The sequence below is a fragment of the Fusicatenibacter saccharivorans genome, assembly GCF_027667425.1.
In the GTDB taxonomy this organism is placed as follows: Bacteria; Bacillota; Clostridia; order Lachnospirales; family Lachnospiraceae; genus Fusicatenibacter; species Fusicatenibacter saccharivorans.
Window position 1 is genome coordinate 1 of sequence record NZ_JAQEGR010000012.1, and the last position, 14455, is coordinate 14455.

12 protein-coding genes and 3 tRNA genes are annotated in these 14455 nt (G+C 43.6%); 12 read left to right on the forward strand and 3 right to left on the reverse strand.

What is annotated here, in order from left to right; translation table 11 throughout:
• The first annotated feature begins 74 nt into the window (after positions 1–74).
• From PGS38_RS11905 to trhA, 9 genes are all read left to right on the forward strand, one after another.
• Positions 75–148 (forward strand) — tRNA-Met (locus PGS38_RS11905).
• A 6-nt stretch (positions 149–154) separates the two neighbouring features.
• Positions 155–227, forward strand: a tRNA-Phe gene (locus PGS38_RS11910).
• 8 nt (positions 228–235) lie between these two features.
• Positions 236–308: transfer RNA gene (locus PGS38_RS11915), tRNA-Lys, on the forward strand.
• A gap of 166 nt (positions 309–474) precedes the next feature.
• The gene (locus tag PGS38_RS11920; protein ID WP_118595197.1) at positions 475–1530 is read left to right on the forward strand and encodes a D-alanyl-D-alanine carboxypeptidase family protein; all 1056 of its coding nucleotides are present in this window, start codon (positions 475–477) and stop codon (positions 1528–1530) included.
• Positions 1531–1849: 319 nt separating this feature from the next.
• Positions 1850–2803, forward strand: coding sequence for a peptidoglycan DD-metalloendopeptidase family protein (locus PGS38_RS11925; protein ID WP_117762165.1), 954 nt, complete (start codon positions 1850–1852; stop codon positions 2801–2803).
• Between the two features lie 342 nt (positions 2804–3145).
• Complete coding sequence (gene manA, locus PGS38_RS11930) at positions 3146–4081, forward strand: mannose-6-phosphate isomerase, class I (RefSeq protein WP_270476299.1); 936 nt, start codon at positions 3146–3148, stop codon at positions 4079–4081.
• A gap of 17 nt (positions 4082–4098) precedes the next feature.
• Entirely contained in the window at positions 4099–4974 is an 876-nt protein-coding gene (locus PGS38_RS11935) for an ROK family protein (RefSeq protein WP_022461220.1), read from the forward strand.
• A 172-nt stretch (positions 4975–5146) separates the two neighbouring features.
• Positions 5147–5404 (forward strand): GIY-YIG nuclease family protein, encoded by a 258-nt coding sequence (locus PGS38_RS11940; protein ID WP_055220299.1) that lies wholly within the window; start codon positions 5147–5149, stop codon positions 5402–5404.
• 226 nt (positions 5405–5630) lie between these two features.
• Complete coding sequence (gene trhA, locus PGS38_RS11945; RefSeq protein WP_270476300.1) at positions 5631–6305, forward strand: PAQR family membrane homeostasis protein TrhA; 675 nt, start codon at positions 5631–5633, stop codon at positions 6303–6305.
• Between the two features lie 120 nt (positions 6306–6425).
• Here the strand turns inward: trhA and PGS38_RS11950 are convergent, their stop codons facing one another.
• Positions 6426–8003: a response regulator gene (locus PGS38_RS11950; RefSeq protein WP_270476302.1), complete on the reverse strand. Its 1578-nt coding sequence runs from the start codon at positions 8001–8003 to the stop codon at positions 6426–6428.
• Positions 8004–8021: 18 nt separating this feature from the next.
• Positions 8022–9731 carry a sensor histidine kinase gene (locus PGS38_RS11955; RefSeq protein ID WP_158565035.1) on the reverse strand — a complete coding sequence of 570 codons (1710 nt, stop codon included), beginning with the start codon at positions 9729–9731 and terminating at the stop codon, positions 8022–8024.
• Between the two features lie 317 nt (positions 9732–10048).
• Here PGS38_RS11955 and PGS38_RS11960 point away from each other — a divergent pair, with 317 nt between their 5' ends.
• From PGS38_RS11960 to PGS38_RS11970, 3 genes are read left to right on the forward strand one after another with little or no spacing between them, the layout of a single operon-like run.
• Positions 10049–11551: an ABC transporter substrate-binding protein gene (locus PGS38_RS11960; protein WP_117801779.1), complete on the forward strand. Its 1503-nt coding sequence runs from the start codon at positions 10049–10051 to the stop codon at positions 11549–11551.
• Between the two features lie 14 nt (positions 11552–11565).
• Complete coding sequence (locus PGS38_RS11965; RefSeq protein WP_117813176.1) at positions 11566–12483, forward strand: ABC transporter permease; 918 nt, start codon at positions 11566–11568, stop codon at positions 12481–12483.
• A 20-nt stretch (positions 12484–12503) separates the two neighbouring features.
• Positions 12504–13388, forward strand: coding sequence for a carbohydrate ABC transporter permease (locus PGS38_RS11970; RefSeq protein WP_117762170.1), 885 nt, complete (start codon positions 12504–12506; stop codon positions 13386–13388).
• 83 nt (positions 13389–13471) lie between these two features.
• Here the strand turns inward: PGS38_RS11970 and PGS38_RS11975 are convergent, their stop codons facing one another.
• A complete protein-coding gene (locus PGS38_RS11975; protein ID WP_117813161.1) occupies positions 13472–14383 on the reverse strand; it encodes a 30S ribosomal protein S1 in 912 nt (303 codons plus the stop codon).
• Positions 14384–14455 lie beyond the last annotated feature (72 nt).

Genomic DNA, 14455 nt, shown 5'->3' on the forward strand with positions numbered 1-14455 from the left:
TTGTAATCAGCAGGTTATCGGTTCGAGTCCGATCATCGGCTTTACTTGAGAAATCAAGTACAAAAATAGGATATCGCGGGATGGAGCAGTCTGGAAGCTCGTCGGGCTCATAACCCGAAGGTCGTAGGTTCAAATCCTACTCCCGCAATTTTATGCCTAGTTAGCTCAGTTGGTAGAGCAGAGGACTGAAAATCCTCGTGTCTCTGGTTCGATTCCGGAACTAGGCATATTTTACGGAGCATTAGCTCAGTCGGTAGAGCACTTGACTTTTAATCAAGTTGTCCGGGGTTCGAATCCCCGATGCTTCACTATGTGGAACCCTTTCGAGGGTTCTTTTTTTGTTCTGCATATCCAAAATTGGTCCGGTGGACCAATTTTGATTATGTTTATCTTAAGGTTACGGCGAAAATCTTGCAAAAGAGCAGGAAATGTACTATGCTTTGAAAGAATAAAAAAGAACGGAGGAATCTGTTTATGGCACAAAAAAAGAAAAACAAAAGACGAAGACGCCAGTTTCAGCAGAAAGTGATTTTAAGTGTTCTGCTTGTTATCATTATCGGATTGATTGGCGTGCTTGGATATCAGATGCAGAAGAACGAGAAAAAACAGACGGATGGAAACGCAAGTGCATCCTCTTCGGTTTCGTCATCCTCTCTTGCTGGGGACAGTTCAGAGCCGATATCGGATTCCAGCCCGGAGGAGGAGATTACACCGACGCCTGAGCCGGTACAGCAGATTTCGTCAGATGGTCTGAACAGTCAGCATGCCCTGCTGGTGCGGGAAAGCGATCTGGCTGAGATGATGAATCTGGGCGGAGATGAGAGAATTTATCCGGCGTCGATGACAAAGATTATGACAGCGCTGCTTACCATTGAAAATCTTCCGGATCTGAACGAGACGATTACGGTTCCGGAGGACATCTTCGAGGAACTGACGGCACAGGATGCGTCGGTAGCGGGATTTAATCCGTACGAACAGCCGACGGTTCGTGATCTTCTCTATGGTGTGCTGCTTCCATCCGGCGCAGATGCATGTGAGACATTGGCGAGAGCAGTCGGCGGATCGGAAGAAGGTTTTGTGGCCATGATGAACCAGAAAGCAGAAGAATTGGGACTTACCAATACGCATTTTGAGAACTGCACGGGACTGCATAACGACAACCATTATTCTACCTGCCGTGATATTGCGGTGCTGATGAGCGAGTGTCTGAAGAGTGATACGTTTCGCGAGATCGTGACGAGGGAGGTTTACACAACGGAAGCTACCGCATCACACCCGGAGGGAATTACGCTGTATGACACGATGCTCCACCGGTTTACCAGCTATGAGATGAGTACGACACTGGAGAACGGGGCAGTCATTGAAGGCGGAAAGACCGGATTTACCGATGAGGCGGGTCAGTGCCTGGTCAGCTTTGCAGAATATGGAGGCGAAGAGTACATACTTGTTACGGCAGAGGCCATGACGGATTCGGGATCTGCGGTGGACAGCATCGCGGATGCGAGTACGGTGTATGGAAGATTACAGTAAATACAGGTGAAAGCGAGAGCTGGAAACGGGAGAAAATTCCCGGTTCCGGCTCTTTTTTTACGTGAAGCAAGTCGAGAAAATAAGGTGTGGATAACATTGGGGATGTTTTGCACGGAATGCGCAGAAAAGAATTATGTTTTCCACAAAAGAAAGAAGCGCAGGGGAAAAATTGTGGATAACGGAAAGGAAAAATCCAGTTTTTGTGTATAGATCGCGCCGGATGGGAAATACTGCTTACTGTAGAAAAGCAGGAGGAGAGCGAGAAATCGAAAAACGCCTCTGAAATGCTTAAAAAGATATCAGCAGAGGTGGTAAGAACATGAAAAGAGACAAGTTGAGAATCGGCGTGATCACAGCGGCACTGGCAATGATGATTGCAGGCGGAGTGCTGACCTGGCAGCAGGATGCGAGAAACGGTAAGGCAGATCAGGCGAAACAGGGAGAGACGGCACAGCTTACAGAGGACGAAAGCACCGGAACTACAGAACAGCAGACGGAGGAGACGGCGGGAGATGCAGACGGAACGCGTGCCGTACAGGATCAGGCAGATGATGTGGAAAACAGTCTGGAACAGGTGCCGGAAATGGAAGCGGCGTGTGAAGAAGAGGCGGCGGGAAATCCAGAAGCAGATGCAGAGACGGCTCAGAATACACCGGAAGAATCAGATGGGAATACAGAAAGACAGGACGCGCAGGCGGTAAACGGAACAGCGGCGGATCAGAACGGAGAAACAGGATCAGGAGAAACAGCGGCGAATGAAGAAACGAGTGCAGCATCCGGAACTGTGGATTCTGCAGAAAATCAGGAAACGGCAGTTGAGACAGCAGGGGCTGCACAGGATCTGATGTTCAGCGAAGCGACAATCATGGAACTGCCGGTTACTGGAACAGTTCTGATTCCGTATAACATGGAAAATACCGTTTATTTCCCGACACTGGATCTTTACCAGTGCAATCCAGGCGTTGTTTTCTCGGCGGCAGAAGGAACTCCGGTTCTGGCGGCAGCGGACGGAGAAGTTGTGAGTGTGGAAAATGATGCAAGAACCGGCCTCACCGTCACCATGAATCTTGGAAATGGATACGAAGCCATCTACGGACAGCTCACAGACGTTTCCCTCGAGGCAGGCCAGAAAGTTCAGAAAGCAGCACGGATCGGAGCAGTTGCAGCACCGACGAAATATTATGTAAAAGAGGGAAGCAATCTTTTCTTTGAGATGAAAAAAGACGGAAAAGCCATTGATCCTATGGTATATCTCCCGGCAATTTCGGAATAAAAAAGAGGACCTGCACGAAATGGGATGCGGGAAAGTATTATAAAGTGTAGGATTCGCAATCGAATCTTTTTTACAGGTTTTGAATACAAAAAAGGCGGCGCAGACCGCGGATGGTAAAATACCGTTTTTCGATTGCTTTTTATAAAAAAGGCTGGCTGAAAACAGTCAGCTTTACATATAACAAACAGGATTGTTTTGATATAGAAAAAGGGTGGAATAAAAGGAAAGTAACCGGTTACAGAAAATGTGAAAGTTTGTCATTTTAGGGGTTTCGTTTTTGAATGTTATCGGTTAAAATAGATGTAGTGGACAGATCCTGAAAACAAGGAGGATTAGAAAAATATGGAGCTTTTATTTATGGACCCGGTGTTCAAAGAAGCAATCTGGGGTGGAACAAAGTTAAGAGACGTATTTGATTACGAAATTCCGAGCGATACAACCGGCGAGTGCTGGGCGATCAGCGGACATGCCAACGGAATGAGCCGTGTGGCAGGCGGAAGATTTGATGGAAAAACATTAGGTGAGCTCTGGAACGAGGAGCCGGAAATTTTCGGAAATTACCCGGGAAGCCAGGTTCCGCTGCTGATCAAGATCATTGATGCAAAAAATGATCTGAGCATCCAGGTTCATCCAGATGATGCTTATGCAGGAGAGCATGAGAATGGATCTCTTGGAAAGACCGAGTGCTGGTACGTGCTGGACTGCGAACCGGGTACAGAAATTGTTATCGGACACAATGCAAATGACAAGGCAGAAGTGGAGAAAATGATCCGCAATCATGAGTGGAGCGATTTCATCCGCAAAGTGCCGGTACATAAGGGAGATTTCTTCCAGATCAATCCGGGATGCGTACATGCCATCAAAGGCGGCACACTGATTCTGGAGACACAGCAGAGCAGCGATATCACCTATCGTGTATACGATTATGACAGACTGCAGAACGGCAAACCGAGACAGCTTCATGTAGAGCAGAGTATCGATGTTATCGAGGCTCCGTTTAAAACGGCAGATATCGATACCTTTACAGAGGAAATCCCGGGCGCGGTACATACCCATTTTGTAACATGCAAGTTCTACTCTGTAGATAAATACGACATCGACGGTGTATTCACCTTGGATGCGAAAAAATATTATACTAATGTAAGCGTTATTGCCGGAGAGGGTACTGTAAACGGTATTACGGTGAAAAAAGGTACACACTTTATTATTCCGGCTAATTTTAACGGATGCAGATTTGAAGGAAAACTTTCCGTGATCTGCTCAAATCCAGAGGCGTAAGAGAGGAGAAAAACACAATGAGACTTGGAGCATTAGAAGCAGGCGGAACAAAGATGGTCTGCGCAATTGGAAACGCAAATGGAGAAATTTATGAGAGAATTTCTATCCCGACCGAGACACCGGAAATTACCGTTCCGAAAATGATTGAGTATTTCAAAGAGAAGGACATTCAGGCACTGGGAATCGGTTGCTTTGGACCGATCGACCTGAACAGAAAATCCGAAACATATGGTTACATTACCACAACTCCCAAATTAGCATGGAAGAACTACAACATCGTAGGCGCTTTCGCAGATGCACTGGACATCCCGGTTGGATTTGATACCGATGTAAACGGTTCTGCACTGGGTGAGGCTACCTGGGGAATCACAAAAGGTCTGGACAACAGCATTTACATCACCATCGGAACGGGCGTTGGAATGGGAATTATTTCCAATGGCAAGCTGTTGCACGGCATGCTTCATCCGGAAGGCGGACACGTTCTGCTGACCAGACATCCGAAAGATACTTACGGCGGAAAATGCCCATATCACAGCAACTGCCTGGAAGGCCTTGCTGCAGGTCCTGCCATTGAAGCACGCTGGGGCAAAAAAGGTATTGAGCTGGCAGACAAAAAAGAGGTATGGGAGCTTGAGGCTTACTATATCGGACAGGCACTTGTAGACTGCATCATGCTGCTCTCCCCGCAGAGAATCGTTTTGGGCGGAGGCGTTATGCATCAGGAGCATATGATGCCGCTCGTAAGAGAAGAAGTAAAGAAACAGCTGAACGGATATCTTGTAACAAAAGAACTTGAGGATCTCGACAGCTACATTGTACTTCCAAGCCTGAACGACAACCAGGGTATCATGGGCGCATTGAAACTGGCGGTAGATGAGCTGGCAATGCAGTAAAAATAAAAATGAGAAAACCGTTCGGAGAAATCCGGACGGTTTTTTGCTTACAGGAAACTTCGTTGAATTTTCCTGCGAAGCAGGACTCTTTCTTATTTTTTTGATTGCGCATAAAAGAACCGAGTGTTAAAGTTACATAGAATACAGATGAACAGAAGGAACGGAATTTGAAATGGAACAGGGGAATTTTACATATATTCTGGAATGCAGCGATGGATCTTTTTATACAGGCTGGACCAATAATTTGGAACGCAGAGTAAAGGCACACAATGCTGGAAAAGGAGCGAAATATACAAAGAGCCGCAAACCGGTAAAACTGGTGTATTTTGAAACCTTTTTAACAAAACAGGAGGCTATGCGGAGAGAATGGGAAATTAAGCAGCTTTCGCGGGTAGAAAAATGGAAGCTGATTCAAGCGAAGAAGCAATAAAAATACAAAAACAGACGGCTCAAACAGGCACAACGGTATGCGTAAGCGAGCAGTCTGTTTTTTTGTGTCAAAGCAGGTCAAACATTTTCAAAAGAAAATAGATATTTTGACTTGAAAAATAATTTTATCCTGCTATAATAAAAGAAACGATAATAAGTAGTAATCAAAACTACATAAAGTAGTAATTGAAATACACAGTGTTTCTGACAGGAAAGGAATGAGCAGGATGAAGTATATCAGAAAAAATGGAATCAAGGATCCTGGCAGTGCGATTACACATGGAACTGCGCTGATCCTGGCGGTGGTGGGAACGCTGCCGTTGCTTTTGAAGGCGGCACGGGAGCCGGATCATCTGCATGTGGTCGCAATGGCAGTGTTTATGCTGAGTATGATTTTGCTGTATCTGGCGAGCACCGTGTATCACACGTTTGATGTAAATGGGAAGGTAAACCGTCGACTGAAGAAGTTTGATCATATGATGATTTCCGTGCTGATTGCGGGAAGCTACACACCGATCTGCCTGATTGCACTGCATGGACGGACGGGAATTGCACTCTGTGCACTGGTGTGGGCGGCAGCGCTTGGCGGGATTCTCGTCAAGGCATTCTGGATCAATTGTCCGAAGTGGTTTTCCTCAGTGTTGTATATCGCAATGGGATGGCTGTGTGTACTGGCATTTCATCCGCTGTTTCTGGCTCTTTCACGGCCGGCATTTGGATGGCTGCTGGCGGGCGGCATCATTTATACGGTCGGCGGGGTGATTTACTCCTTAAAAATGCCGATGTTTAATGCGAAGCATAAAAAGTTCGGAACACATGAAATTTTCCATCTGTTTGTGATGGGTGGCAGCTTCTGTCATTTTATTGTGATGTATTATTTTGTGGCGGCGATGCCGGTATAAAAACTTGTTTGAAGATAAAACAGTAATGCAAAAATAAAATACTGCGGAACGTATTTTCGTTATACCCGGGTATTAACATTTATTTGGGAAAACTTTACGCTCCGCAGTACTATTTTTGCATTATTTTTTCTTTTGACGGTATTCACTCGGAGAAATTCCGTAGACTTTTTTGAATACCTGTGTAAAATAAGAAAAATTCGTGTAGCCGATATTCGTTGCAATTACACTGACCGGGAGATTGGTTCCCTCAAACAGGGAAATCGCAATTTTCAGTTTTTCCTGCACGATATAGTCAGAAAGTGAAATTCCTTTTACCTTTTTGAAAAGCCGGGAGAGGTATTCCGGGTTCATGTATACCTGATGTGCGATTTCGGTGCGGGTAACATTCTGGTGAATATTTTTCTGAATAAAATTTACCACCTGGTCGATCTGTGAAACACCTGGTTCTGCGCTAATTTGAAGGCTTTTTAGATAATCAACGGAAAAATCAAGCAGTTTATGCATCTCTTCTATGGAATGACAGGAGTTGTTCAGGGCGTGAATATCGTATTCTTTTTCAAAAACACCGTGTGCACCGATGTGGTGATGGTTCAGAATCTGATAGAAGAGCTGAAGAAAATCCTGTAAAAAGAGACTGAGCATTTTCTGGTTTACATGACCGGATTCTTTTTGGCGGAGCAGATAATCATGCATGTCTGCACGGACGGCATCGTAATAACCAGAGGAGAGCATGACATTCCAGTGGACAAAATCCGGAGGGGTGTAGGGAACCTGGGAAATACTGGATTTCTGATAAAAAATACCGCTATAGTTTGCCACATTTTCACTGCGCTGTTCCAAAAGCTGCTGTATTTTATCTGGTAGCAGAAGAAAATTTGCAGAATGAGCACAGTAGCATGCTATTTTAAAGTGGAGATACTGTGAAGCGGCTTCCACAAAAGTATGCAAATAAATTTGCACCTGATCTTTTGTAAAATTATCGGTTTCGTATAAAATAAGGGCAAAAACCTGTTCGTGGACATGGCAGAAAAGCAGTTTTTTAGTGAACGGCTTAAACAGCTCGGAAATGACATTCTGCAGGATAGAGCGGAGGAGAGAAAGGTCACGAACTGGATGTGGCGTGTCCTGTTCGAGAATATCAATCAAAGTCAGAACACAGGAACGGCCGGGATCGAGTTTTATGGAGATCGTGTCCAGAAAACTCAGGATATTCTGCGGTTCTGCAGGCTGTTTCTGCAAAAATTCATTTAAAAGCACATCAAGAAGATCCATTTCGCGTTTGCTGAAATAGTTTCCATATTCACTGTAAAATTTTTCCTTTTTTTCCTTTTGAATTTGCAGGACTGCTTTCTGAATGGAAACCTCAATTGCACTGTAGGGAGCGGGCTGAATCAGATAATCGAATCCGCCGAGTTGCAGTGCTTTTTGTGCATAGGAAAAATCTTCATGTGAGGTGAGAAAAATACATTTGATTTCTGGAAAATGCTCCGCAACCCATTCATAAAGTTCAAGACCGCTGCCGAGCGGCATTTCGATATCGCAGAGCATGATATCCACGGAATTGTTTGAAAGAATTTCACGCGCACGGATAATGTCGTTAGCACAGAAAACCTGTCGGATGGAAAGCGCATCCCAGTTGATGCCGGAATGAATACCGGCGACAACATCGGGTTGGTCATCAATAATCAATACATTCATTCGGGATTCCTCCTCTTTCTAGGATAATGAAAACAAATTTTCGTTTGAGAGTAAGCTACTTTTAGTTTCTGAACTGGTATTTGGTTCTTCCTGGATGGGCAGGATAATTTCTGTCAGGGCGCCGGAGGAATTGTTCATACAGATCAGTCCGGCCTGATCACCGTAAAGTAAGGTAAGTCGTTGACGGAGATTGTGTATACCGATGTGCTGTCCGGTTACTGCATCTTCTGTATGTTGCAGAAAGGACTGCAGAAATTCGTCCGGAAATCCGGTTCCGTTATCCTGAATACTGATATTTAAATAATTTCCTTCTTCAGTCTCTGTCAGCTGTACGGAAATGTGTACATTGAGCGGCTGGCTGGAGATTCGCCCATGCTTAAAAGAATTTTCGACGAATGTCTGAATGCAGAGCATGGGAACCGGAAACTTTGAAACAGCGGGATCGGCAGAAATGGTCAGCTCAGAAGAATCTCTTGTGTTTAGCTTCTGAAGTTTATAATAATTCTGTACCTGATTCAGTTCCGTCTGCAGTGGCACAAGACTGCTGTTGTCGCGGAAGGTATAGCGGATATACTGGGAAACATATAAAATCATTTGCTGTGCATCGTTTCCTTTATTCTGTTGAATCATACCGTAAAGAGTTTTCAGGCAGTTCAGATAAAAATGAGGCTTCAACTGAATTTGAAAATATTGCAGCTGAGATTTTTGAATGATCAGCTTATTTTCATAAGTGCGGATTTTCAGATTGTGAATTTCATCCATCATTCGGTTAAAAGTGGAATTAAAGACGGAAAATTCACGGATAAACTGTGTTTCCTGCAGTTTTGAGTTCAATTTACCGTTTCGAATATTCTCCATGGTAGCGATTGCATCTCTTAATGGAGAAAAGTAAATTTTGATGGCCAAAAAACACATGAACGGAATCAAAAGCAGTGCCAGCACAGAGGCAATGATGGCAAACATCTGTGTCGCATTTAAATAAAACTGGCTTCCCTGGTAAGGGGAAAGGTAAAGCATGGTAATATCAGCATATTTTAAGCGATCCTGTACAACAAAAAAGTTTTCTTTTTGTCCTTTTTTGATGTGGTTATTGTCTTCAGGCGAAAAGGTCAGTTTATTTTCTGTAATGGTTTTAGAAGGATTTAATACGGTTCCGTCGTTGGAAAGATAGACGAGTGAACTAGTTTTATGCGTCTGTGTGGCGAGGCGAGATGGAGCCATGACCAGATCAAAATCTACGAGAGAAACACTGTAGGCATTGGAAAAACCGATAAGGCGAACCAAAAAGTATTTATCACCGACTTTATCGTAAAACCAGGATTTGGGAGTTGATTCAAAATCAAGGGATTTTACGTAATTCTGCATTGTTATTAATTCTTTATAGGAATAGCAGTCCTGATAGGCACAGCGGCAGACATCATTGGGAGCAGAATAAATATAGACAGCACCGAGACATTCTGTCAGAGCAAGCTGTTCCCGTGCTTTATTCACAATGGAGAGTGTATTTAAATGAACATCGAGCGGATCAAGTTTATATTTTAGTTTCTGATAATTCCAGTTCGTAGCCCAGTTCTGTGCCATTGAGGTTTCTATCTGGGAAAGATCTGCTTCTAACTGTTCCTGATAGAGAAACAGAGCATTTCGATTTGCAGAAGCGATTTCGCGGTTCAGCAGGCGAAGCGAGTAGAAATCAAAAAATATCGTCAGAAATGTAAGCGGAATAAGCATGATAAGGCTTATAAGGGTGAAAAAAATTTTTGATGAGATGTAAAAATTTTTACGAGATAACATAAGAACCTCCCAAAATATAACAATATAAGAAAAATCGTGTGAGCGTTCCAACTGTTGGAACATGCCATTTATTCTAATATAGATGTCGTGTGTTTTCAAGAAATAAGTATACAGATTCGTTAAAATAACGAAAGTTACAGTGGTATGTCACAATATATAAAGAGAAAGTCACAGATTTTATAGAGAAAGAGATACTTCTTTGATAGGATATAGCTATTCGTAAAACAAAGAAAAGAACAAAGGAGAGAAATGTAATGAATAAGAAAAAAGCAATGGCATTTTTACTTGTTTCTGTTATGGCGGGAAGTATGCTGGCAGGTTGCGGAAGCGATGCAAGCTCTGCACAGGGTTCATCTTCTAAGAGCGCAGAAAGTAGCAATAATGACAGCTATACAGTAAAAATTCTGGCACCTGGTGATGCAAGTACAGATGACTGCGCAAAAATTTCTGAAGCAGCGAGCAAAATCACAGAGGAAAAATTTAATACAAAAATTGAAGTAACAAGAGTTGGCTTTGGAAGCTATGATCAGCAGGTAAACCTGACATTGGCATCTTCTGAAAAATTGGATCTGATGTATGAGTACTGTGGAAATGTAACATCTGCAATCAGCAGCGGACAGATCCTTCCGATTACGGATTATCTGGACAGCTATGGCAGCGATATGAAATCTGAAATCAGTGAATCCGACTGGAAATGTGTAACCTTTAACGGCAATATTTATGGTGTTCCGTCCAATAAAGAGAAAGCAACGGGATGGGGATTTGCTATGAATAAAGAGATGGCAGATGCAACCGGAATTGACTATAGTTCTATTAAAACAGAAGAGGAGTTGGAGCCGCTCCTTGAAAAAGTAAAAGAAATGTATCCAGATGTATATCCCATTGTTTCTCATGTGGGTTCCATGAGCCTTATGACAAACCCAGATGACCTTGGTGGAGATATCGGATCTTTAGAGAGTGTATCTTCTGACAGCACAGAAGTTATTAATTACTACGCAACAGATAAATATATGAACGAAATGAAACTTCGCTATGACTGGGCGCAGAAAGGTCTGATCATGCCGGATGCTTCCACTTCTACTGAAATGGCAAATAGTCTGATTGGTTCTGGTAAAGGTTTTGGACGTTTTACAAATACAAAACCAGGTATCGAGCAGGAGATCGAAAAAGAGTCCGGAAAAGAAATCGTTGTTTTGAATCTGGTAGAACCATATACTACCACAACACGTGTTGACATTGTATGGTATGTTCCGCATAACAGTGATAAACCGGAAAGAGCTGTACAGGTATTAAACGAGATCTACACAAACCCGGATCTGGCAAATATTCTTATCAATGGTCTGGAAGGAACTCATTATGAGTTTACAGACAAAGACAACGGTGTCATCAACTACCCAGACGGTGTAACAGCAAGTAACACAGGTTATACCAGTCTTCCATGGGCTTGGCCGAATGAGGCAATTTCCTATGTATGGGAAGGAAATGATCCGGATATCTGGGATCAGACCCAGGAGTTCAACAACAATGCGGTTGTTTCTCCGGCCAAAGGTTTTGCATGGGACAACACAAATGTACAGAACGAAGTAACTGCATGCGCAAACGTAACTGCCAAATATGGTCCTGCACTGCAGTGCGGTTCCTTGGATCCAGAAACTACCATTCCGAAATTCCTGGATGAGTTGAAAGCAGCAGGAGCAGATACCATCATCGCTGAGAAACAGAGACAGTTAGATGATTGGCTGGAAGCCAACAAATAATGGAGGCTGGGAAGATGAAAAGAAATTGGGGTAAAATCCGCAGATTTATTCCCATGTATCTGATGCTGCTTCCGGGGCTTGTATACTTATTTATCAATAACTATATGCCTATGGCTGGAATTATCATTGCATTCAAGAAATATAATTACAGTCTGGGAATCCTGAAAAGCCCGTTTACAGGTCTTAAAAACTTTGAGTTTTTGTTTAAGACAAAAGATGCTTGGACAATTACAAGAAACACACTGGGATACAACGTAATCTTTATCGTAGTCGGAACCGTACTTGCAATTGCAGTGGCAATTCTGCTGAATGAAATCCGTTCCACGATGGGAAAGAAAATATACCAGACGTTAATTCTGGTACCGTTCCTGATTTCTATCGTCGTTGTCAGCTACCTGGTATATGGATTCCTCAGCACAGATGCCGGATTCATTAATAACAGTATTCTGAAACCAATGGGAAAACAGGGCATCGGATGGTATTCTGATCCGAAGTACTGGCCATTCATTTTGATCTTTGTCAATGTATGGAAAAACCTGGGATATAACTGCATTATCTATTATGCAACGGTAGTAGGATTGGATGCCAGTCTTTACGAGTCTGCATCTATCGACGGTGCAAACCGCTGGCAGAGAATTGTACATATCACACTACCGGGATTGAAAACAACCATTATCACCTTGACGCTGATGAGTGTAGGACGTATTTTCTATTCCGATTTCGGACTGTTCTATCAGGTACCAATGAACAGCGGACCGCTGATCGACGTGACAAACACCATCGATACTTACGTATATCGTGGATTGATGGAGCTGAACAACATCGGTATGGCATCTGCAGCAGGTCTTTATCAGTCACTGGTAGGATTTGCACTGGTACTGATTGCAAACCTGATTGTTCGAAGACTGGACGAAAACAGTGCATTATTCTAAGCGAAGGGAGAGTATGAAAAATGGTTGAAAGAAATAAAAGCTTTCAGATTGCAGCTAATGTGATTATGATCTTACTGTCCGCTATGTGTATCGTCCCGTTTATTCTGCTGATTATGTCATCAATCACCAAAGAGAACATTCTATTAAAATATGGATATTCTTTCTGGCCGCGTGAAATCAGTTTTGATGCATACAAAACACTGCTGGTAGATTCAGGCAGTATTGTAAGAGGTTATATCATTTCCGCACTGGTAACGGTAGTCGGAACCGTGGCAAACCTGACTCTGACAACATTGTTTGCCTATCCACTGTCAAGAAAAGAGCTTCCGGGAAAAGCATTTTTCTCCTTTGTGATTTTCTTTACGATGTTGTTCAACGGTGGCTTGGTACCGTCCTATATGATGTGGACTGGAATCTTTCATATTAAAAATACCATCTGGGCACTGATTGTTCCAAATCTTCTGATGGGAGCTTTCTATGTCATCATGATGAGAACGTATTTCACCACCAACATTCCTGATGCGGTCATCGAGGCTGCAAGAATTGACGGAGCAGGTGAGTGGAGAATTCTGGCAAAAATTGTTCTTCCGATGTCTACGCCGATTATTGCTACACTGGCACTTCTGGTCGGCCTCGGATATTGGAATGACTGGTTGAATGGTCTGTACTATATCAATAACGATAAACTGTACAGTATTCAGGTTCTGCTGAATAAGATGCTTCTGGATGTGCAGTATCTGATGAGCGGTGCTTCAGGAGGAGCATTGACACAAAGCATTACACTTCCAGCGACTGGTATCAAAATGGCCGTTGCAGTTATGGGAGCACTTCCAATTCTGGTTGTGTATCCGTTCTTCCAGAAATATTTTGTGAAAGGTATTGTGATTGGAGCTGTAAAGGGCTAATAGAATTCTTATAATAGAAAGCAGACTTTCCAGATACACGCAGGAATGCGTGAGAATGGAAAGTCTGTTTTTTTGATGCAACTTTAGTTCAGCTTAATATTTTTAAACAGCGATCCCAGTGTCGTTGTCACTTCCTCTGTCTCCGGGAGTTCGATGGTTTCTTCCTGAATTTCTTCGGCGGCAACGTCGTCGAGTGCCTTCATGGAGAGACTGAGTTTGCCGTCTTTGATGGCAATGACTTTTACTTTGACTTTATCGCCGACTGCCAGAACTGCGGATGGATGTTTGATTCGTTTGGCGCAGATCTGGGAGATGTGGACGAGGCCGGAGAGGCCGTTTCCGAGGCTGATGAAGGCGCCGTATGGCTGCAGGCTCTCAACGGTTCCTTCGGTGACGAGGCCGACTTCTACGTTGGAGATTTTCTCTTTGCGCTCTTCGTCTGCTTTCTCGCGGAGAATTTCGCGGGCGGAGAGGATCAGGCGGTCTTTTTCTTTGTCGAGGTCAAAAACCTGTACCTGAATGTCTTTGTTTAAGTATTCATTCAGATCTTCCACGTAGTTCAGGGAGAGTTTGGAAGCCGGGATGAAGCCGCGGATTCCTTCGACGTAAGCGATAACACCGGCGTTTACGATTCCTTTGACTTTTACATCCAGTACGGTTTTCTCTTCTTTGTACTGTGCGAGTTTTTCCCATGCGAGGATATCGTTTGCCTCTGCGCGGGAGAGAAGAATGTTGCCGTGGCCGTCGTCTTTGCGGATCACGGTTGCGGTGATTTCGTCACCGACCTGAACAGCGTCTTTTAAGGAGAAGCCAGGCTCGTTGCTGAAGTCCTCGGCGCGGATGACACCCTCTGCGTAGTATTTCAGATCGAGAATCACCTCTTTTTCATCTACGGAGATGACGGTTCCGGTGAGCATGTCGCCTTCCTCAATTTTTTTGAAAGAAGCTTCCAGCTCTGCGGAGAAGTCATCCATGGTTAATTTTTCTTCTGACATAATGAAACACCCCTTTTTCGTAAGAATAACAGGAAAACGAGAGGAAAATTGTGGATTTATGAAAAAATCGGG

Bases quoted from the DNA above. Each gene is read 5' to 3' on its own strand.
- PGS38_RS11920 (WP_118595197.1), top strand. From the start codon at position 475: ATGGCACAAAAAAAGAAAAACAAAAGACGAAGACGCCAGTTTCAGCAG.
- PGS38_RS11925 (WP_117762165.1), top strand. From the start codon at position 1,850: ATGAAAAGAGACAAGTTGAGAATCGGCGTGATCACAGCGGCACTGGCA.
- manA (WP_270476299.1), top strand. From the start codon at position 3,146: ATGGAGCTTTTATTTATGGACCCGGTGTTCAAAGAAGCAATCTGGGGT.
- PGS38_RS11935 (WP_022461220.1), top strand. From the start codon at position 4,099: ATGAGACTTGGAGCATTAGAAGCAGGCGGAACAAAGATGGTCTGCGCA.
- PGS38_RS11940 (WP_055220299.1), top strand. From the start codon at position 5,147: ATGGAACAGGGGAATTTTACATATATTCTGGAATGCAGCGATGGATCT.
- trhA (WP_270476300.1), top strand. From the start codon at position 5,631: ATGAAGTATATCAGAAAAAATGGAATCAAGGATCCTGGCAGTGCGATT.
- PGS38_RS11950 (WP_270476302.1), bottom strand. From the start codon at position 8,003: ATGAATGTATTGATTATTGATGACCAACCCGATGTTGTCGCCGGTATT.
- PGS38_RS11955 (WP_158565035.1), bottom strand. From the start codon at position 9,731: ATGCTTATTCCGCTTACATTTCTGACGATATTTTTTGATTTCTACTCG.
- PGS38_RS11960 (WP_117801779.1), top strand. From the start codon at position 10,049: ATGAATAAGAAAAAAGCAATGGCATTTTTACTTGTTTCTGTTATGGCG.
- PGS38_RS11965 (WP_117813176.1), top strand. From the start codon at position 11,566: ATGAAAAGAAATTGGGGTAAAATCCGCAGATTTATTCCCATGTATCTG.
- PGS38_RS11970 (WP_117762170.1), top strand. From the start codon at position 12,504: ATGGTTGAAAGAAATAAAAGCTTTCAGATTGCAGCTAATGTGATTATG.
- PGS38_RS11975 (WP_117813161.1), bottom strand. From the start codon at position 14,383: ATGTCAGAAGAAAAATTAACCATGGATGACTTCTCCGCAGAGCTGGAA.